Genomic DNA, 19,919 nt, shown 5'->3' with positions numbered 1-19,919 from the left:
TCATTATAAACAAAAAAAAGCCGCTAAATAGCGGCTTTTTTCATGTTTTTAACAAAATGTTAAATCGCGCAGATTCAACACTTCATTTAGGCTATAAACCTACACGGAAAATATTAACCGTGAGCTTCAGCTAGATATAACCAAGTATCGATAACGGTATCTGGGTTTAGCGATACTGTATCGATGCCTTGCTCAACTAACCAAGCCGCAAAATCAGCGTGGTCAGATGGGCCTTGGCCACAAATACCTACGTAAGCACCTTTAGCTTTTGCCGCTTTAATTGCCATTGCAAGTAAAGCCTTAACCGCTTCATTACGCTCATCGAATAGGTGGCTGATGATGCCTGAATCTCGGTCTAGACCAAGAGTTAGCTGAGTTAAGTCGTTTGAACCGATAGAGAAACCATCGAAGTGCTCAAGGAACTGGTCCGCAAGTAGTGCGTTAGATGGTAGTTCACACATCATGATAACGCGTAAGCCGTCTTTACCACGCTCAAGGCCTTGCTCTTTAAGAAGCTCAATCACCTGCTCTGCTTCGCCTAATGTACGCACGAATGGGATCATGATTTCAACGTTCTTAAGACCCATCTCATTACGTACACGCTTAATCGCTTCACACTCTAGTGCAAAACAATCGCGGAACGATTCAGAGATGTAACGGCTAGCACCACGGAAGCCCAACATTGGGTTTTCTTCTTCTGGCTCGTAACGGTCACCACCAACCAAGTTAGCGTATTCGTTTGACTTAAAGTCAGACATACGAACGATCACTTTCTTTGGATGGAAAGCAGATGCGATAGTCGCAATACCTTCTACTAAACGCTCAACATAGAACTCAACTGGAGATTCATAACCCGCAATCATCTCGTGGATCTCTTGCTGAAGCTCTGCAGTCTGGTCGTTGAATTCAAGCAAGGCTTTAGGGTGAATACCGATCATACGGTTAATGATGAACTCAAGACGCGCAAGACCTACACCTTCATTAGGAAGACGGGCGAAGTCAAATGCGCGGTCTGGGTTACCCACGTTCATCATAATCTTCATAGGTAGTTCAGGCATTGAATCTACACGTGATGAAATCACTTCAAAATCTTGAAGACCGCTGTAAATGTAACCTGTATCGCCTTCGGCACAAGAAACGGTAACTTCTTGACCATTTTGGATGCGCTCGGTTACGTCACCACAACCAACAACTGCAGGAACGCCAAGTTCACGTGCAATAATCGCAGCGTGACAAGTACGACCACCACGGTTAGTTACAATCGCGCTTGCACGCTTCATGATTGGCTCCCAATCTGGGTCAGTCATGTCTGTAACTAATACGTCACCAGGTTGGATTTGATCCATATCTTCGATTGACTTAAGTACCTTAGCGACACCTTTACCAATCTTGTGGCCGATTGCGCGACCTTCACAAACCACATCACCTTGTGTTTTAAGGTGGTAACGTTCAATTAGCTGCACATCTTCACGAGAACGAACAGTTTCAGGACGAGCCTGAACGATATACAACTTACCGTCGTTACCATCTTTAGCCCATTCGATGTCCATTGGACGACCGTAGTGCTTCTCGATAGTCATCGCCTGCTTCGCAAGCTCTTGTACTTCTGCATCATTGATTGAGAATTCGCGGCGCTTGTCTGCTGCAATATCTTCAATCTTAACTTGCTTACCATGAGATTCATCGTCTGAGTAAACCATCTGAATAAGCTTGCTACCGATATTGCGGCGTACAACCGCTTTATGGCCCGCAACTAGTGTTGGTTTATGAACATAAAACTCGTCAGGGTTAACCGCGCCTTGAACAACCATTTCACCTAGGCCAAATGAAGAAGTAATAAATACGACATCATTGTTACCAGACTCAGTGTCCATGGTGAACATAACACCAGAAGCTGCTTTGTCTGAACGCACCATACGCTGAATACCAGCAGATAGTGCGACGCCTTTATGGTCATAACCTTGGTGGACACGGTATGAGATTGCGCGGTCATTAAACAAAGAAGCAAATACATGCTTAGTTGCTTCTAAAACGGCATCATAACCCTTAACGTTTAGGAAAGTTTCTTGTTGGCCAGCAAACGATGCGTCTGGCATATCTTCTGCTGTCGCTGAAGAGCGAACTGCAAAAGATGCATCAGTTGTTTCAGAGCTAAGCTTATCGTAGGCTTCGCGAACCGCTTGCTCAAATTCTGGATGGAATGGGGTGTCGATAACCCACTGTCTGATCTGTGCACCTGCTGTAGCGAGTGCGTTCACGTCATCTACATCTAGAGCTTCTAGAATTTCGTATATCTTCTGGTTAAGTCCACTTTGTTCAAGAAATTCATTGAACGCAAAAGACGTTGTCGCAAATCCACCAGGCACTTGAACACCTGCATTTGAAAGATTGCTAATCATCTCACCAAGAGAAGCGTTCTTACCGCCTACCTTGTTAACATCGCCCATGCCTAATTCTTGATACCAGAGTACGTATTGCTGCACAGTTTTTATCTCCGCAAGTATATTTTAGTGTGGCTCTTCACACGAGAGCAGCAGCATCTTACACTCCACGGCAAGAACCGTAAATGTATAATTTTATTTGTAATTTTATTACTACAAGAGGCCGAAATGTTGCGTAAAGTATTTTATATCTCAGATGGGACAGCGATCACAGCCGAGGTATTTGGGCATGCCGTTCTTTCTCAATTTCCACTTGAGTTTGATGCACTTACAATTCCGTTTGTAGAAACAGAAACAAAAGCCGAAGCTGTTAAAGCACAAATAAATGATTGTTTTATTACAACAGGTGAAAGACCGCTAGTTTTCCACTCAATCGTAAAACCGGAGATCAGAGACATCATCTATAGCAGTGAAGGCTTAGATTATGACTTTTTGAATACTTTTGTCGCGCCATTAGAGAAACAACTAGGTGTTGCTGCTGCTCCAGCAATGCATCGTACTCATGGTAAAACAAATGAAAGTTATGAAGCCCGTATCGATGCGATTAACTACGCCATGGAAAATGATGACGGCCAAACCATGAAACATATGGATAAGGCCGACCTGATCTTATTGGGAGTGTCTCGCTGTGGTAAGACACCATCGAGCCTCTACCTTTCTATGCAATTTGGTATAAAGGCAGCAAACTACCCGTTTACCGAAGATGACATGGACAACCTCAAACTGCCTGAAGCATTGAAGCGTAACAAACATAAACTGTTTGGACTGACTATCGATCCTGAACGCCTCCATGAAATTCGCCACAGCCGAATGTCCAACAGCCGATACTCTTCACTGCGTCAATGCCGCGTTGAAGTTAAAGAAGTTGAAATGATGTATAAAAAAGAGCGCATTCCTTTTGTGAACACCACCAATCATTCGGTAGAAGAGATCGCCACAAAAATTCTAGAAGAAACCGGATTAAAGCGTCATATGTTCTAATCTTAAGGTCAATTTTATCTGTTCCAGATTGAAAGGCTTTTATCATAAAGCCTTTCATTTATATCAAGTAATTATCGCGATTATGAAAATTAGCCTCAATTTTAAGGCAATTGCCACTGTGCACAGCCAAACTATTAGTTATAATCCGAGGTAATCAGGCGATAGCCCATACGAACGCTCGGTATTTTGAATGACCATTAAAACAGACGAACTCCGCACTTCCCTTTTATGTAAGGTAATTTCACCTGCACAACTCGCTTCTGAATATCCTTTAACGCAAGATGCCGCTGACTACTTAGTTCAGCAACGTCATGAGGTTGAAGCCATTATTAATGGTGAAGACCAACGCTTACTTGTGATTATTGGTCCTTGCTCAATCCACGACACTGAAGCAGCTTTAGACTATGCCCAGCGCCTAGCCAAGCTTCACCAGCAATATAAAGATGATTTATGTATCTTAATGCGTGTCTATTTTGAAAAGCCTCGCACCACTGTAGGCTGGAAAGGACTCATTTCCGATCCAGACTTAGATGGTAGCTTTAGCCCGAACAAAGGCCTACGTAAAGCGCGTCACCTACTGCAGCAAATAACTGAACTTAAATTACCTATCGCCACTGAGTTTTTAGATATGGTCAACGGCCAATATATTGCAGACCTTATTACTTGGGGCGCAATTGGTGCACGTACTACAGAAAGTCAGATCCACCGCGAGATGGCTTCGGCTCTTTCTTGTCCAGTGGGCTTTAAAAACGGTACCAATGGCAATATCGATATTGCTGTCGATGCAGTACGCGCCGCGCAGGCTCCTCATATCTTCTACTCACCAGATAAAGATGGTGCGATGGCTGTGTACCGTACTCACGGTAATCCATTTGGTCACATCATTTTACGTGGTGGTAAAGAGCCAAACTTCCACGCCGAAGATATTCAAAAAGCTGCAGCGCAGCTCGATAGCGTCGGTGTGACTCAACGTATGGTTGTTGACTTTAGCCATGGTAATAGCCGTAAGATGCATAAGGAGCAGCTAAATGTAGCAGAATCTATTATGCAGCAGATGGCTAATGGTGAAACCGCTATCGCCGGCATTATGGCTGAAAGCTTTATCGAAGAAGGTAACCAAAAGGTCATCCCAGGTGAAAAACTGACCTATGGTAAGAGCATCACCGATGCCTGTATTCATTGGGAAGATTCTGAAAAGCTATTAAGTGATTTAGCCAAGGCGTCACGTGCACGTATGGAGCAGCTAAAGCAGAAGTAAAGCTTATTTCAGTGAAGAGAACGTACCCACTCTCCGAGTCGGTACGTTTTTTTATTACATTTTTTTGAACTCACCATATTCTGCCTCAATAACAGCTAAACACATATCGTTTATTTTCAACCAGTTAACATTCAAGTAATCACCTTACGATGCCATCTGTTTAAACTATAGCTCGCTCAAACTGTTATAAAATTACCAAAAAGGCTATAATCTAGTCTCCAAATGCATAACCATAGGTTGCCGTATGCCTTTCACTCAAACTTCCACGCAGTTTCCTGAAGACGTTGCGCTTCGAATCGAACAATCTGAAGCCCGTGTAATTAAAGCTGTTTTCCCCTCTATCACTAACCATCACAACACCCTATTTGGTGGTGAAGCACTCGCTTGGATGGATGAAACCGCTTTTATCGCCGCAACCCGATTTTGCCGTAAAACCCTAGTCACGGTGAGCTCTGATAGAATTGACTTTAATAAGCCGATCCCAGCAGGAAGCCTAGCCGAACTCATTGCCCGCGTGATCCATGTTGGTAATACTTCGATTAAAGTCGAAGTGAATATTTTCGTAGAAGATATGTATCAAGACCTAAGAGAGCATGCTATTCGTGGTGTATTCACCTTCGTTGCGGTAGATGAGCAAAGAAAGCCAACTGCTGTTTGGCCGCCACATAGCTAACACATAGCACTTTAATAAGCGAAAGCAAAACAGAGGGCTATAATCCTAGCCCTTTGCTATATACCTAACTAGGTAACAGCACTTAATCATCCCAAAAAAGCTCAGCCCCCCGCTTTAGACTAAAGTCTAACTTCTGCAGTTATTTTACTAAATAGTCGCTTTTCAGGCTTTAAGCCATAGAATCCCTTATCATTTATCTGTTACATTGAACTATCTTCACGCGCAACCAAAACAACCTTATAAAGCCATGAAGCCTGAAAATTTAAATATTATTATTGCTGATGACCATCCGTTATTTAGAAATGCACTGAGACAAGCTTTATCGTCTGAGTTTAAAAATACGCAATGGTTTGAAGCTGATAGCGCCGATGCGCTACAAGCCCTACTCGAAAGAAGCGACATTGAATATGATGCGGTGTTATTAGATCTGCAGATGCCTGGGTCCCATGGCTACTCGACGCTGATCCACCTAAGAACGCATTTTCAAGACTTGCCAGTGGTCGTTATCTCCGCTCATGAAGATAACCTCACTATCAGTCGCGCAATTCATTATGGTAGCTCCGGATTCATTCCAAAGTCTTCTTCAATGGAAACCTTGGCCGAAGCACTGGAAGCGGTTTTATTTGGTGACATTTGGTTACCCCAAGGCGTTGAGCTTCAAGAGATCAACGAAGATGAAACCAATCAGATGGCCAGTAAGCTCGCCGATCTCACGCCGCAGCAATATAAAGTCTTGCAGATGTTTGCCGAAGGCCTGCTTAATAAGCAGATCGCTGAAGATCTTGAGGTGTCTGAAGCCACCATTAAGGCACACGCGACGGCGATATTTAGAAAACTAGGCGTTAGAAACCGCACTCAAGCTGTAATCGCCCTACAACAACTTGAGATGGAAAAGGTCGATATCTAACCTTACCTATCGAATATTATAGATAAAAGCCCGCTTGCGATTAATCGAAGCGGGCTTTTTTATTCGGCTGGTTTAGCGGTATTCAAATTAAGCTCTTTGGGATCAACGGAAATTCTCCATCACCTTGTAATACATCATGCCAAGCGCTAACGCTTGGTTACCGAACCATTCATTCAACGGAATACGGTAATGGGACATCTGTGCAAACAGGTCAAACTCTTGTAACTCCCCAGCCACTGCATTGGCCATAATCTCTCCCATAATATGAGATGTCGCCACGCCGTGACCGGAATAACCTTGGCAATAATAGACATTGGGTGACACTTTACCTAACTGCGGAATACGATTAAGCACAATCCCCGCCATGCCAGTCCAGCCAAACTCAATATCAACACCTTTTAGTTGTGGAAAAGTTTTTTCGATAGCTGGGCGCAGTTCCGCCGCCACATTTTTTGAATCTCGGCCAGAGTAATTAGTCCCACCACCAAACATCAAGCGGTTATCTGCCGTTAAGCGATAATAATCGAGTACAAATCGCGTATCGTAAACGGCAACATCTTTAGGGATAAGGTTTTGTGCTAGCGCCTCAGGTAACTGTACCGTAGCACAGTTGCCCAAGGATGCAGGGAACAACATCCCGCGTAATTTTTTACGGGCCAACTTATGGTATGCGTTACCAGCTAGTACCACACGATTGGCGACCACTTTACCTTTGGCCGTTGTTACCGTGGCCAATGCACCGTCGCAAATATCAAGCACGGCAGAGTGTTCAAAGATCTGTGCTCCAAGTCCCGCTGCAGCCCTCGCCTCACCGATGCAGAGGTTAACTGAATGTAGGTGCATATTGCGCTTATTAAGCAGTCCGCCATGATACAAGGGCGTACCGATATATTCAGCTAACTCGGCTTTGTTAAGCATCGCTAAATCATTGGCCATGCCACGTCGACAGCCTTCAACATAGGTTTTCTCAAGCTCTTTTAAGTGGCTAGGCTTATATGCAGTATGAAGATGGCCAAATTTTAAATCGCAGGCAATGCCATACTTTGTTACTCGCTCTTTAATGATCTCATGTCCACGCCAGCGCATGTTCCACACATACTGCTCGGCATCACTGCCGATCCGCTTACGAAGCTGTTTGGTCATCGCCTCATCACCTGAAAGACTTCCGGTTACTTGGCCGCCGTTACGTCCGGTTGCACCCCAACCAATTTTATTGGCCTCAAGCAGCGCCACTTTATAACCTTTCTCACTCAGCTCTAATGCCGTTGCCACGCCAGTAAAACCACCGCCAACAATTACCACATCAACCCTTATCTCCCCCTCTAGCTCAGGAAAATTAGTTTCATCATTAATCGTGGCGTTATAATAAGAGTTGCAGCGAGGTTCAGACATCTTCCATTCCTTTTGAGTAATCGGTTACTTCTTGTTTTATATATTTTACAAAAAAAACAATTTGTTCAGTATATCCATCAAAAACTAAGCAGGTCAAGGTTTAAACAACTTTCACTCTCTGCCTAGGTTACTTAACCTATTGCTTCGTATCACATAAAGTAGAATAAGCTCCATCCGACAACTTGTACAAAGCTCTAAAGTAGAGCAATCCCCGCATAAATAATGGATTTTAGCAGTGTAGTTGGGGGCCAAAATAAAAAAGGTACGCTATTGCGTACCTTCATTTATGGGTAAAAAGTCACTATGCATTTTTTACTAAGCTTGAGATCAAGGCTCTTAACGCGGCAGGTTTCACCATCTTCGCCATATAGTGATACCCTCGGCGCTGCATATCGTCAATCAACTCCTTTTGAGTATTGGCGGTAATTACAATACCTGGCAGGTGCTCACCGTAAAGGCTTCGGATCCCATCCATCGCATCAACACCATTTTGACCATTATCCAAATGATAATCAGCAAGGATAATATCGGGTGCGACCCCTTTTAATCCGAGCTTTATCCGCGCATCAGCAAGATCACACGCACAAATTACCTCACACTGCCAACGACTCAATAAACTCTCAAGCCCAGCTAAAATAGCCTTCTCGTTATCGATACACAGCACCTTTACTCCTGCGAGGGGCTGTAATAGTGAAGAAACTTTCTTAGGCTTAGGCGCGGTATTCTTCTTACCAATAGGGACTCGTATTGAAAACATCGAGCCTTTGCCTAGCTCCGAGCTCACATTGATCTCATGGGATAGCACCCGGCTAATTCGGTCTGCAATCGCCAGCCCAAGCCCTAAGCCACTGACGCTCTTACTCTCTGGGTTATCCAACCTTTTAAACTCTTTAAAGATTTCCGTGGTTTCACTTTCATCGATACCACAGCCTGTGTCTATCACCTGGATCTCCAGCTCTTCACCACGGCGGCGACAACCTAATAAGACTCGATTACCCTTAGCGTAACGATAAGCATTGGTCAGAAAGTTTTGCAGCACTCGTCGCAGCAAACTCGGATCAGAGTTAATGGTTACCGAACTAGAGACAAAACTGAATTTAATCAAACTGTCCTTAGACATAGCATCAAACTCAACCGCTAAGCCATCGATCAGATCGGCAATAGCAAAATCACGTCGATTAACTTCCACCATGTCGGAATCAAGCTTGGAGATATCCAGTAAGTCGGTCAGCAACTCACCTGCAATTTTCAGCGAGCTATTAACATGATTTAGGGTGGTTTTCCCCTCCAAATCAAGGTTGGGGTACTGAGATAAAGAGGCGGTAAACAACCTTGCGGCATTTAGAGGCTGCATCAAATCATGACCAACAGCGGCTAAGAATCGACTTTTAGAAGCATTGGCATTTTCTTCTTGTGCCTTCGCCTCTAACAGCTGGCTGTTCAGCATAGATAGCTCATAGGTCCGCTCTTTAACTCTGGCTTCTAATGTCTCATTCGCCTGCTGCAGTTCCATGGCTTGCTGACGATACTGAGTAATGTCGGTAAAGGTCATGACAAAGCCACCGCTAGGCATGGGATTACCTTGAATTTTGATCACCTTGCCGTCTTTACGCTGTCGCTCTGAAACATGAGGCGTACCATTGCGCATATGCTGTACCCGCTTTTCGACTTGCTCCTCTATCTCTCCCTCACCACAAAAGCCTCGGGTTGCATTAAAGCGCACCACATCGCTGATAGGCATTCCCGCCTGAAGGAAGTTTTCAGGGTAGTCATATAACTCGGCATACTTAAAGTTCCACGCCACCAAGTTTAGATCTTTATCGACCACACTCATGCCTTCATAGGCATGTTCAATAGCACCACGTAACATATCTTGACTCAAGATAATCTTCGATGAGGCCTCATCAACTAGACTAAAGACTTCATCTAGGGCCAAGTCACGCCCCTGAAGCACTGAGTCGAGTACCAAGGAGGCACTCGAAGCCCCTAATACCCCAGCTAACATATGCTCGGTATGGGCAATTAACTCTGGTGGCGCCGCCTTATGCCAGCTGTCACTTTTTACCGCATCTTCCGAGAAAGCAGAAAAACTCTCATAGGCGCGCGTTGGGCTAACAAAACGACTGGCTAAAATAAGTAAATCCTGTTGAGAAACCGGTGCACTTTTGCGATTGATATCCTTTTTAAGCTGACCAGGCGTCACAAAAGCACTTGCTTGCATTCGCTCAGCGACTCCAGCCCTGAACCAAACTGAGCCCAACATATAGCAAGCGCAGTTGGCTAATAACGCGATGAGAATGTCGCGCACATTGGGCGTGATAGAATCAAGTAATGCAAAATCTGCGGTAACAATTGCTGGAGAGTCGACAGCTCCCTGCAACAAGATGTAACACCACAAGCTAAAGCCAACACCAAGGCCTAAAAATACACCACTGCGATTACCATGTTTCCAATACATACCACCAATCAATGCTGGAGCCAGCTGCGCAAATGCGCCAAAAGACAACATTCCCAAGGAGGACAGTGAGTCGTTGTCCATAAAGGAGAGATAACTGAAGTAACCTAAGGCTAAAATTAACACAATCGCTAGACGGCGCGCATTCAAAAGCAGCTGTGAAAACTGACTAAAATTCTTCTCTTTTATTTGCCCTGTACGCAACATCAATGGCACCAGCCATTCATTACTCACCATCACACTAATCGTCACCACCGCGACTATCACCATGCCTGTGGCTGCCGATAACGTACCTAATAGCGCCACAACGGCTAACCATGGTTGGTTAAGTGCTAGCGGCAAGTTAATCACATAGGTATCGGCCGCAACGGCATCACCCAGCAATAATTTCCCCGCCAGTGCTAAAGGAGCGACAAACATACCGAATAACAGCAAGTAAAGTGGAAATAACCAACGTGCTTTTAAGATGGTTTTCTCATTCTCACACTCCACCATCATTACGTGAAACTGGCGTGGCATACATAAAAATGCCGCCATTCCAACAAGTAGTTCAGGCATCAGCGATTCAATGCGGATATTAGGTGCATTGATTAACTCTCGCTCGTTGGCCTGCTGCCAAATGTCACCAAAACCATCAAACACACCGAAGCTAATCACTATCCCCACCAGTAAGAACGCCCCAAGTTTAACTAGTGACTCAAAGGCGATAGCCAGCATCATCCCAGGGTTATGCTCGGTCGCATCAAGCTTTCGAGTACCAAATAGAATGGCAAAAACCGCCAAGATAGCAGTAATAATCAGTGAGACGGTTGCCCCGCTAAACAAGGCGCCGTCGGGTTGAAAAAGGTTAAGACTAAACACCATAGCTTTTAGCTGTAGTGCGATATAAGGCATGATCCCAAACAGGGCGATTAGCGTCACAATTGCAGCCAGCACCTGAGACTTGCCATAACGGGCCGCAATAAAGTCGGCAACAGAGGTGATATTTTGCGCCTTAGACACGATCACCATCTTGCGTAATAAGCTAAAGCCAACAGTAAAAATAAGGATTGGGCCAATAAAGATAGGTAAAAATGACCATAAATCTTGCGCCGACTGACCGACGGTACCGAGAAAGCTCCATGAAGAGCAGTATACGGCGAGGCTTAGACCGTAGACCCAAGTCTGGATCCGCTTTGTGATCCCACCAAACCATCGCTCCGCGCCCCAAGCGAGAAGAAACAGCAGCAACACATAAACGATGGCAATGGTTCCAACCAACACGGTTAAGTTCATAGAGTTCTCTTTTTTTTAACCTATTTTGCGGTAAAAAACGAATGAAATCCAGCCGAATTAAAATTACAAGCAACTAAAAAATAAGGATATTTAATTACTAGACCAAGGTCTAATAGAGAAAGTGCCCTATCCCAATCCATACTCAGCTTACGCATTATTAGATAAGGGAAGCCCAATGAGCACGCAGTCTCTCTATAAAGTACCTAGTGAAATCGCCGCAAACGCACTTGTAAACGATGAACAATATAAAAAATGTATCAGGAGTCGATTGTAAACCCTGAAGGTTTCTGGAGAGAACACGGTAACCGTATCGACTGGATTAAACCTTTTACTAAGGTAAAGAAAACCTCGTTCGATGATCACAATCTCTTTATCAAGTGGTTCTATGACGGCACGCTCAACGCCTCCGCCAACTGTTTAGACAGACACCTTGAAAACAATGCCGACAAGCTGGCTATTATCTGGGAAGGCGATGATGCAAAAGATCAACGTACGCTGACCTATGGTGAATTACACACCCAAGTGTGTAAATTCGCTAATGCACTGCGCAGTCAAGGCGTGCGCCGTGGCGATGTGGTAACCGTTTACATGCCAATGGTGCCAGAAGCGGCGGTTGCCATGCTTGCTTGTGCCCGTATTGGTGCTATCCATTCTGTTGTTTTTGGTGGCTTCTCACCAGACTCTATCGCTTCCCGTGTTATCGATGGTAATTCAAGAGTCGTTATCACAGCAGACGAAGGTGTACGTGCTGGGCGTATCATTCCATTAAAAGCCAATATCGATGAAGCCCTCTCGCACCCCGATGTTAACTGTATCGAAAAAGTGATCGTAATGAAGCGCACTGGCGGCGATATCAACTGGGTTGAAGGTCGTGATGTCTGGTGGGAATCATTAATGGAGACTGCATCAGAGCACTGTGTTGCCGAAGAGATGGGCGCAGAAGATCCACTGTTCCTACTCTATACCTCAGGCTCTACCGGTAACCCTAAGGGTGTACTACACACCACAGGTGGTTACATGGTTTATGCCGCCATGACCCATGAATATGTATTCGATTACAAAGAAAATGAAGTCTATTGGTGTACAGCGGATGTGGGTTGGATCACTGGTCACTCTTACATGGTTTATGGACCTTTAGCCAACGGAGCGACTGTGCTTATCCATGAAGGGGTACCAAACTACCCAAGTCCAGCCCGTTTAGGTGAAATGATTGACCGCCATAAAGTGAATATCCTTTATACGGCACCTACGCTTATTCGCGCCTTAATGGCTGAAGGCAAAGACCAATTTGAAGGCTTTGACGGTAGCTCTCTGCGAATTATGGGCTCGGTAGGTGAACCGATTAACCCTGAAGCTTGGCGCTGGTATAACGATGTTATCGGCCATGAAAAGTGCCCTATTGTGGATACTTGGTGGCAAACTGAAACTGGCGGCATTTTGATTAGCCCATTACCTGGTGCAACTGATACCAAGCCCGGCTCAGCCACTCGCCCCTTCTTTGGTGTACAACCTGCGCTTGTTGATAATATGGGTAATATTGTCGATGGTGCTAACGAAGGTAACTTAGTTATCCTAGATTCTTGGCCTGGACAGATGCGTACCGTGTTTGGCGACCACGACCGATTTGTACTGACTTACTTTAAGACGTTTAGAGGTATGTACTTTACTGGTGACGGAGCAAAACGCGACGAAGATGGTTACTACTGGATCACTGGCCGTGTAGATGATGTGATTAACGTGTCGGGTCACCGTTTAGGTACAGCAGAGGTCGAGAGCGCGCTGGTTGCTCACGAGCTTGTAGCTGAAGCGGCGGTTGTAGGTTATCCACATGACATTAAGGGACAAGGGATCTACGCCTATGTAACCCTAACCAAAGGCACGGTTGAAACCGAAGAACTGCGTCAAGAATTACGTCAATGGGTTAGAAAAGAGATTGGCGCACTAGCAACGCCAGATCTTATCCAATGGGCAGGCGGCCTACCTAAGACTCGATCGGGCAAGATCATGCGCCGCTTCCTGCGTAAGATTGCAGCTAATGAGGTCACTAACTTAGGAGATTCATCGACACTCGCAGATCCAGCCGTTATCGATACCTTAATTGAGACGCGTCTTAACCGTAGCGAATAAAAACTCGACCCGTTAACAATTTCTATTGTTCGACTCCCTAGCCCCTCATTGAGGGGCTTTTTTTTTCCCCTTTTACCGTGAATACGACAATATTAAGATCAATTAAGATTTTACTTACCGCGTTGAAACAAATATGGGATCATCGCTTCAATAACATCGTTTTCAATTGGGTTCGTTTAGTGCAACTGAGAGATTATCAACAGCAATCTGTAGACGCGGCCATTAGCCATTTTAGAACAAGTTCTGACTCTGCCGTTCTCGTGCTACCAACGGGGGCAGGCAAGAGTATTGTCATCGCCGAGCTCGCACGAATAGCGAAAGGCCGCGTACTTGTTCTCACCCATGTCAAAGAACTCGTTGCGCAAAATGCCGAAAAGGTCGGCTTGCTCACCACAAAAGCGGAGATCTATTCGGCAGGCCTCAATCAAAAATCCACAGACGGCAAAACGGTTGTCGCCAGTATTCAGTCGGCAGTAAAGCAACCCAATCAATTTGATGAACCATACAGCTTAGTCATTATTGACGAATGCCACCGTGTCAGCCCTGATAAAGATAGCCAATACCAACTGCTGCTCACACACCTTAAATCAAAAAATAGTAAGATCAGATTACTAGGCTTAACAGCTACTCCTTACCGCTTAGATTTAGGCTGGATCTATCGTCATCATTACCACGGCAAGATTGGTAATACTGAAAAGCCGGTATTCGAAAAGTGCATTTTCGAACTGCCGATGCGCCCCTTAATTAAACGTGGGTTCCTAAGCCAACCTAAGATGTTTGATGGTCTCAGTGCACAATATGATTTTAGTGAGCTAACAACATCGGCAACAGGTGAATACAATGAAAAAGAGGTGAACTCGATTCTCAATCATTGTGGCCGCGCAACCACCGCTATCGTTAAACAGTTAATCGCTCTTGGCGAACATCGCCAAGGAGTCATTATTTTCGCGGCAACGGTAAAACACGCCGAAGAGATCGTCACTAAGCTTGCAGGTCAGGCCGTTGCGCTTATTACCGCCAAAACTTCTCGCGATGATAGAGACACCTTAATCGATGCCTTTAAAGCAAAACAAATTAAGTACCTAGTTAACGTTGCAGTATTGACCACAGGTTTCGATGCACCCCATGTCGATCTTATCGCCATATTGCGCCCAACCGCCTCTGTGAGCCTTTTTCAGCAAATGGTGGGCCGAGGGCTAAGAATCGATAAAAATAAAGATGAGTGCCTTGTCATTGATTATGCAGCCAATGGCTATGACCTGTTTTACCCCGAAGTTGGCCAACCTAAGCCCAATAGTAAATGTAAACCTGTGCAGGTTCACTGCCCCGTATGCGATTTTGCCAATATTTTTTGGGGGCTAACCGACAATGATGGTGACATTATCGAGCACTTTGGGCGTCGATGTCAGGCGCTAGTAGAAATAGATGGGCGCAAAGAGCAATGCGATTTTCGCTTTCGCTCTAAAGCTTGTCCTAATTGCGGTGAAGAAAATGATATCGCAGCCAAGGTCTGCCACCATTGCCAATCTATTTTAGTCGATCCAGATAAACGTCTAAAAGAAGTCCTCCAGCAGAAGCACCACCACCTATTTAAGTGTCAGAGTATGATTCTCGAACCTCAAGAGGATCGCTTAACCGTGCGTTATATCGATATTGATGGCAATGACTTCTGTCGGTATTTTAAGATGCAAACACCAGCTCAGATCCGCGCAGTATTTGCGTTATTTGTTTTCCCTCATAGCCGCACTCCAGGAATAAAACACAAGAAATACAAGACACCACAGCAACTGTGCGATGACGCCCCTCTTTTCAGAAAGCCAGATTTATTACTACTCAAGAAAGGAAAAAGAAGCTGGGAACTGATGGACACAATATTTGATTACAAAGGTCGTTACCAAACAGAGAAGTCCCATTTTTAGTTAAATGATTAACTAGACCTCTAATATCGATTAGAACTATTGCAATGGCTATGATATAAAGTGCTCAAGCTAAATTTGAGGAAGCTATCATGTTTGTAGTAATTTTCGGTCGTCCAGGTTGTCCTTATTGTGTACGTGCAGTACAAGTTGCTGAGCAACTAACTGAAAAGAGAGATGATTTTAAATTCAAATACGTAGACATTCATGCAGAAGGGATCAGCAAGGCTGATCTTGAAAAAACTGTAGGCAAGCCGGTTGAAACCGTTCCACAGATCTTTGTCGACAAGGAGCACGTTGGCGGATGCACTGAGTTTGAGCAGTATGTAAGAGAAAACGAACTTATGCCTGCAGCTTAACAATGACTTGCAGCCATATATAAAAAGGAGGCTCATGCCTCCTTTTTATTGACCTCAGCTCAACTAGAGCACGTACTTCATCGAAAATATCACTCGATTTAACTCTCCATCCATGCCATTTTCCTTGGTGTTTTTGGCATACATATACTCTATTCCGACCGTTAGCGGCTTAACGGGTGAATAAAGCAAGTTAATATAACCAGAGTAGGAGTCTTTATTGACGTTATTACCTATTAAGTTAATATTGTTTTCGGCTTTAAAGCCTGAGCCGGTAATGCTTGTTCTCCACTTATCATTCCACCAATGACGGTAAGAGATAAAGCCACCATAGGATTCGATAGTTTCAATGTCTCCGTTAGCATCAAGTACACCAGCATTAACATAGTTAAGTGCCATGTAACGCCCTAATCCTTCACCGTAGGTCGCTGACATCTTAATATCATCCTGTCCAACAGGAATGACACCTGTAAAGCTCACACCATAACCAAGCTTGGAAGCATCAACAGGGTTTGCTGTATCTTTATTCATTTCAACATTTAACTGGCGCGCGATACCCGCAAAAGTAAATGCCATTCCGCTCTCAGTTTTCATATTGTAACGAGCAACAAAGTCTGGCACCACGCCACTGCCACTCGTAATACGACTTCCAGTTGGATCTCGATAACCATTTAATGTTGTTTCAGGGTTCTCAACTGAGAACTGAAAGCCACCATTGGTGTACCGAACCATTGCTTGACGAACAAATGGCGTACCTTCAGCTGCGCCAACAAAATCTAAGTTCTCAGGTAACGCACCTGGATTTTGGAATGTGGTCCACATCTGTCCCGCAGCCCAATTATCAAAGCTAACGAAGGCTTGACGAATACGTGGGGAATAACTATTTGATACGCGTTCATTACCATCAGTATGAGTCATAAAATCAAGTTCAATAAAACCTGTAAGTTTATGACCATCAAGATCTGTGGATGTTTTAAAGTTAAAACGCGATTCTCTAGCCTGAAAATCGACAACTTGCTTACCGTTGCTCGGATCACCATATATCGTACCAGGTACATAGAATTGGCGAGATAAGCTACCGGAGCCAGGAGCACCGTTGCTATAGTCACTAAACATCACATCGGCCTTAACATATCCACCAAATTTAAACTCAGTATCAGCTTGAGCACTGAAACTCATAGCAGCGATTGTTGCTGCAACCAACGCTGTTAATTTTTTTTGTTTCATTCCCTTTCTCCCAGATATTTTTATTATCCCTACAAAATATGACCGAGTTAACAACCCGACAACATTAGCAATAGGTCTATCAGACGAAGGTAGAATACCAAATACTAATTAATCACACTCTCATTTAACGGAACAAATACTAGTCAACAATTTTGCAAAGTGTTAATTTTCTGAAAGATATTAGTTAAGTGATAATTTATACCGCCGAGTATCCGAGGCTGGCGGTCAATTTAAAATCAAGTTAAAACAATAATGGATCGCCACTAACTCCTTGCAATATCAAAAACTTAGCAGGATTGCTTATTTTTATAAAAAGAGAGACTTAAAAGCACTGGCATTAGTTCTAAGTAAGATTTAAATAGATAAAAATTCCATTTATAAGTCGCAAAGGAGGTAGCCATACACCTTATCCCCCAAATGGTGACCGAATTATCTAGCTCTCTTTTTACTAGCTAAAACGAATTCATTGGAACTGATTTAAGACAAGTTAACGTCCTTTTAAATTGAATTGTTACTCCTAAAAATCCGCTCAACTATCTACAATCTCGTCGCTCAGATAAAAAGCAGCTCGATAACGATGAGTGCTAGAATTAGCTTTTACCACCAAAAGGAAGCGGTGGTTCGTGAAGAACTCAAGCCTAGGTCAATGTGGATGTTAAGATTAAAGCCTACTGCACTATTATTTTAAAACAACGCGACTGTGCAAGTATTTATTAGGTTATCAATTAGCAGGTACTGAAATGTCTTACTGAGGTGATGCTAGATATTGAAGAAGGTATTACGGGGTATTTCAAGAAGTGGTGGGTCGTGAAGGATTCGAACCTTCGACCAATTAATGTGGATGTTAAGAGTAAAGCCAACTGCACTATTATTTTAAAACAACGCGACTAAGCAAGTATTTATTAGGTTATCGATTATCTGTAACGGGAATGGCTTACGGAGGTGATGCTAGATATTGAAGAAGGTATTACGGGGTATTTAAAGAAGTGGTGGGTCGTGAAGGATTCGAACCTTCGACCAATTGGTTAAAAGCCAACTGCTCTACCGACTGAGCTAACGACCCATCTGGTTTTGCTTTCTACTTGTTTAGCCACTGGCAGAAAAGTGGTGGGTCGTGAAGGATTCGAACCTTCGACCAATTGGTTAAAAGCCAACTGCTCTACCGACTGAGCTAACGACCCATCTGGTTTTGCTTTCTACTTGTTTAGCCACTGGCAGAAAAGTGGTGGGTCGTGAAGGATTCGAACCTTCGACCAATTGGTTAAAAGCCAACTGCTCTACCGACTGAGCTAACGACCCATCTGGTTTTGCTTTCTACTTGTTTAGCCACTGGCAGAAAAGTGGTGGGTCGTGAAGGATTCGAACCTTCGACCAATTGGTTAAAAGCCAACTGCTCTACCGACTGAGCTAACGACCCATCTGGTATAACCTGTATCTTTAACTCACCAGTTAGTCAGACTAACTTTATGGGTTAAGATACCCTCAAGCGACTCTCTCGCTCCGAGGGCGCCTATAATACCTTTTTCATCTTCGCATGCAAGCGCAAATTTCCCATTTCTCCTCGTTTGCATGAAAAACAATCTAAGGTTTTGTTTTCTGAATAAATGAGCATCAAAGTGCTGAAAGTTGCTGCAATGCAATTCGGGCTGCAGCGCTGTTAGCATATTCCTGAGTTACTTTTTGATAATATGCTTTGGCTTTTACTTTATCTCCGGTCTTTTCAGCTATCATACCTAGCTTGACCAAACTTTCACCACGCTTGCCTGAATCCTTGTATTTCTCAACAACAGTAGTAAAAGCTTTAGTGGCTCCAGCAAACTCATTCTTATTATAAAGTAGCTGCCCTAACCAATAATTAGCATTAGGAGCATAGCTTGAGTTGGGGTAACGCTCAATAAATTGTGCAAAAGCAGGAATCGCCGCCTCGTACTTCTTCTCTTTTAAAACTAGATTTACTGCTTGTTCATAACTAGCAGTTTCACCTAGGCTTGATGATACTGTAGAGCTTGAGCTCGTTGTATCGACTGCAACAGCAGCGGCAGGCTTTGAAGAAAGGTTAGCGATGTCTTCATATAATTGACGTTGTCTTTGTAACATCTGTTCAATTTGATAAGACTGCTGCTCACTTAGGCCGCGTAAATCTAACACTTCCTGCTGAAGCGTTTCTAAACGCTGCTGCATTTGAAACTCAGTTTGTTGTTTAGCTTTAATAACTCGCTCTAAGCGAGCAACTCTATCATCGGTAGAGCCACCAGCAATATCCTCAACCGGAGCAGGTGCTGCATAAGCAGAACCTGCAACTAGGATAATTGCCGCTGATAATACGGCATGTTTCATAAGGTAAACCTTTTACCTGTAAGATTAGTAAACAAGAACTGCGCGACGGTTCTTTGCAAAACCTTCATCAGAGCGAGAAAAGTCTAATGGCTTCTCTTCACCATAACTCACAATGCTCATTTGGCTTGGCTGAACGCCCATACCTTGTAAGTATTTAGCAACGGCTTTAGCACGGCGTTCACCTAGTGCGATATTATATTCAGGAGTGCCACGCTCATCGGCATGACCTTCAATCATCACTCGTACATTTGGATGCTCAACAAGGTAATCGCCATGTGCATTCAATACCTCTGCAAACTGCTGAGAAACTGAACTACGGTCAAAGTCAAAATAGATAATGTGCTCTTTTCTCAACTCTTGATACTTAAGGCGCTGCTGCTCTTCAGGAGTTAACACCGGTGCGACACCACCAGTTTCAACACCATTGTTAGCATATTCACTAGATGAAGAAGACTCTGTTGAGCTTGTTGCATCTGTTTCTGACTCAGAAGTAGAGCTACATGCACTGATAGCCATAATAGGAAGAACGACTAACATGGCTTTAAATAGCTTATTCAGATCCATTTTTTAAATC

12 protein-coding genes, 4 tRNA genes and 1 pseudogene are annotated in these 19,919 nt (G+C 44.0%); 7 read left to right on the top strand and 10 right to left on the bottom strand.

All coding sequences use genetic code 11. The features are described 5' to 3' along the window. Nucleotides 1–113: 113 nt before the first annotated feature. Entirely contained in the window at nt 114–2,483 is a 2,370-nt protein-coding gene (ppsA, locus tag JMA39_RS01560; RefSeq protein WP_202720079.1) for a phosphoenolpyruvate synthase, read from the bottom strand. Between the two features lie 126 nt (nt 2,484–2,609). On the opposite strand from ppsA, the gene ppsR reads away from it, so the two are divergent. The 4 genes from ppsR to JMA39_RS01540 all read left to right on the top strand — a co-directional run bounded on the left by ppsR (nt 2,610) and on the right by JMA39_RS01540 (nt 6,260). Next, on the top strand, nt 2,610–3,422 hold the full coding sequence (gene ppsR / locus JMA39_RS01555; RefSeq protein ID WP_202720078.1) for a posphoenolpyruvate synthetase regulatory kinase/phosphorylase PpsR: 813 nt from the start codon (nt 2,610–2,612) through the stop codon (nt 3,420–3,422). A 190-nt stretch (nt 3,423–3,612) separates the two neighbouring features. Further along, nucleotides 3,613–4,680, top strand: a complete 1,068-nt coding sequence (locus JMA39_RS01550) for a 3-deoxy-7-phosphoheptulonate synthase (RefSeq protein WP_202720077.1) — start codon at nt 3,613–3,615, stop codon at nt 4,678–4,680. A gap of 244 nt (nt 4,681–4,924) precedes the next feature. Next, nucleotides 4,925–5,353, top strand: a complete 429-nt coding sequence (locus tag JMA39_RS01545) for an acyl-CoA thioesterase (RefSeq protein WP_202720076.1) — start codon at nt 4,925–4,927, stop codon at nt 5,351–5,353. Nucleotides 5,354–5,600: 247 nt separating this feature from the next. Continuing rightward, a complete protein-coding gene (locus tag JMA39_RS01540; RefSeq protein WP_202720075.1) occupies nt 5,601–6,260 on the top strand; it encodes a response regulator transcription factor in 660 nt (219 codons plus the stop codon). 102 nt (nt 6,261–6,362) lie between these two features. Here JMA39_RS01540 and JMA39_RS01535 read toward each other — a convergent pair whose 3' ends face one another. Further along, complete coding sequence (locus JMA39_RS01535) at nt 6,363–7,652, bottom strand: NAD(P)/FAD-dependent oxidoreductase (RefSeq protein ID WP_202720074.1); 1,290 nt, start codon at nt 7,650–7,652, stop codon at nt 6,363–6,365. 301 nt (nt 7,653–7,953) lie between these two features. Then, nucleotides 7,954–11,382, bottom strand: coding sequence for a hybrid sensor histidine kinase/response regulator (locus JMA39_RS01530; RefSeq protein WP_202720073.1), 3,429 nt, complete (start codon nt 11,380–11,382; stop codon nt 7,954–7,956). A gap of 175 nt (nt 11,383–11,557) precedes the next feature. On the opposite strand from JMA39_RS01530, the pseudogene acs reads away from it, so the two are divergent. The 3 genes and pseudogenes from acs (at nt 11,558) to JMA39_RS01515 (ending at nt 15,784) form a co-directional block, all read left to right on the top strand. Next, nucleotides 11,558–13,509, top strand: a pseudogene (acs, locus tag JMA39_RS01525) (acetate--CoA ligase). Between the two features lie 179 nt (nt 13,510–13,688). Then, complete coding sequence (locus tag JMA39_RS01520) at nt 13,689–15,428, top strand: DEAD/DEAH box helicase (protein ID WP_202720072.1); 1,740 nt, start codon at nt 13,689–13,691, stop codon at nt 15,426–15,428. Nucleotides 15,429–15,517: 89 nt separating this feature from the next. Next, nucleotides 15,518–15,784: a GrxA family glutaredoxin gene (locus tag JMA39_RS01515; RefSeq protein ID WP_202720071.1), complete on the top strand. Its 267-nt coding sequence runs from the start codon at nt 15,518–15,520 to the stop codon at nt 15,782–15,784. Nucleotides 15,785–15,847: 63 nt separating this feature from the next. Here the strand turns inward: JMA39_RS01515 and JMA39_RS01510 are convergent, their stop codons facing one another. The 7 genes from JMA39_RS01510 to pal form a co-directional block, all read right to left on the bottom strand. Then, complete coding sequence (locus JMA39_RS01510) at nt 15,848–17,008, bottom strand: DcaP family trimeric outer membrane transporter (RefSeq protein ID WP_202720070.1); 1,161 nt, start codon at nt 17,006–17,008, stop codon at nt 15,848–15,850. Nucleotides 17,009–17,995: 987 nt separating this feature from the next. Then, a tRNA-Lys gene (locus tag JMA39_RS01505) sits at nt 17,996–18,071 on the bottom strand. Nucleotides 18,072–18,113: 42 nt separating this feature from the next. After that, a tRNA-Lys gene (locus tag JMA39_RS01500) sits at nt 18,114–18,189 on the bottom strand. 42 nt (nt 18,190–18,231) lie between these two features. Further along, nucleotides 18,232–18,307: transfer RNA gene (locus JMA39_RS01495), tRNA-Lys, on the bottom strand. Nucleotides 18,308–18,349: 42 nt separating this feature from the next. After that, nucleotides 18,350–18,425 (bottom strand) — tRNA-Lys (locus JMA39_RS01490). 194 nt (nt 18,426–18,619) lie between these two features. Then, nucleotides 18,620–19,345, bottom strand: a complete 726-nt coding sequence (gene ybgF / locus JMA39_RS01485) for a tol-pal system protein YbgF (RefSeq protein ID WP_202720069.1) — start codon at nt 19,343–19,345, stop codon at nt 18,620–18,622. Between the two features lie 24 nt (nt 19,346–19,369). Continuing rightward, nucleotides 19,370–19,909 (bottom strand): peptidoglycan-associated lipoprotein Pal, encoded by a 540-nt coding sequence (gene pal, locus JMA39_RS01480; protein WP_202720068.1) that lies wholly within the window; start codon nt 19,907–19,909, stop codon nt 19,370–19,372. Between the last annotated feature and the right edge of the window lie 10 nt (nt 19,910–19,919).

Source organism: Shewanella schlegeliana (assembly GCF_016765635.1).
Lineage (GTDB): Bacteria > Pseudomonadota > Gammaproteobacteria > Enterobacterales > Shewanellaceae > Shewanella > Shewanella schlegeliana.
Note: the sequence above shows the minus strand (reverse complement) of the source record. Positions and strands in the feature narration are given on the sequence as shown.

What these genes read in the sequence shown, in the direction of transcription:
- ppsR (WP_202720078.1), top strand. Translation starts at nt 2,610, where the DNA reads ATGTTGCGTAAAGTATTTTATATCTCAGATGGGACAGCGATCACAGCC.
- JMA39_RS01550 (WP_202720077.1), top strand. Translation starts at nt 3,613, where the DNA reads ATGACCATTAAAACAGACGAACTCCGCACTTCCCTTTTATGTAAGGTA.
- JMA39_RS01545 (WP_202720076.1), top strand. Translation starts at nt 4,925, where the DNA reads ATGCCTTTCACTCAAACTTCCACGCAGTTTCCTGAAGACGTTGCGCTT.
- JMA39_RS01540 (WP_202720075.1), top strand. Translation starts at nt 5,601, where the DNA reads ATGAAGCCTGAAAATTTAAATATTATTATTGCTGATGACCATCCGTTA.
- JMA39_RS01535 (WP_202720074.1), bottom strand. Translation starts at nt 7,652, where the DNA reads ATGTCTGAACCTCGCTGCAACTCTTATTATAACGCCACGATTAATGAT.
- JMA39_RS01530 (WP_202720073.1), bottom strand. Translation starts at nt 11,382, where the DNA reads ATGAACTTAACCGTGTTGGTTGGAACCATTGCCATCGTTTATGTGTTG.
- JMA39_RS01515 (WP_202720071.1), top strand. Translation starts at nt 15,518, where the DNA reads ATGTTTGTAGTAATTTTCGGTCGTCCAGGTTGTCCTTATTGTGTACGT.
- JMA39_RS01510 (WP_202720070.1), bottom strand. Translation starts at nt 17,008, where the DNA reads ATGAAACAAAAAAAATTAACAGCGTTGGTTGCAGCAACAATCGCTGCT.
- ybgF (WP_202720069.1), bottom strand. Translation starts at nt 19,345, where the DNA reads ATGAAACATGCCGTATTATCAGCGGCAATTATCCTAGTTGCAGGTTCT.
- pal (WP_202720068.1), bottom strand. Translation starts at nt 19,909, where the DNA reads ATGGATCTGAATAAGCTATTTAAAGCCATGTTAGTCGTTCTTCCTATT.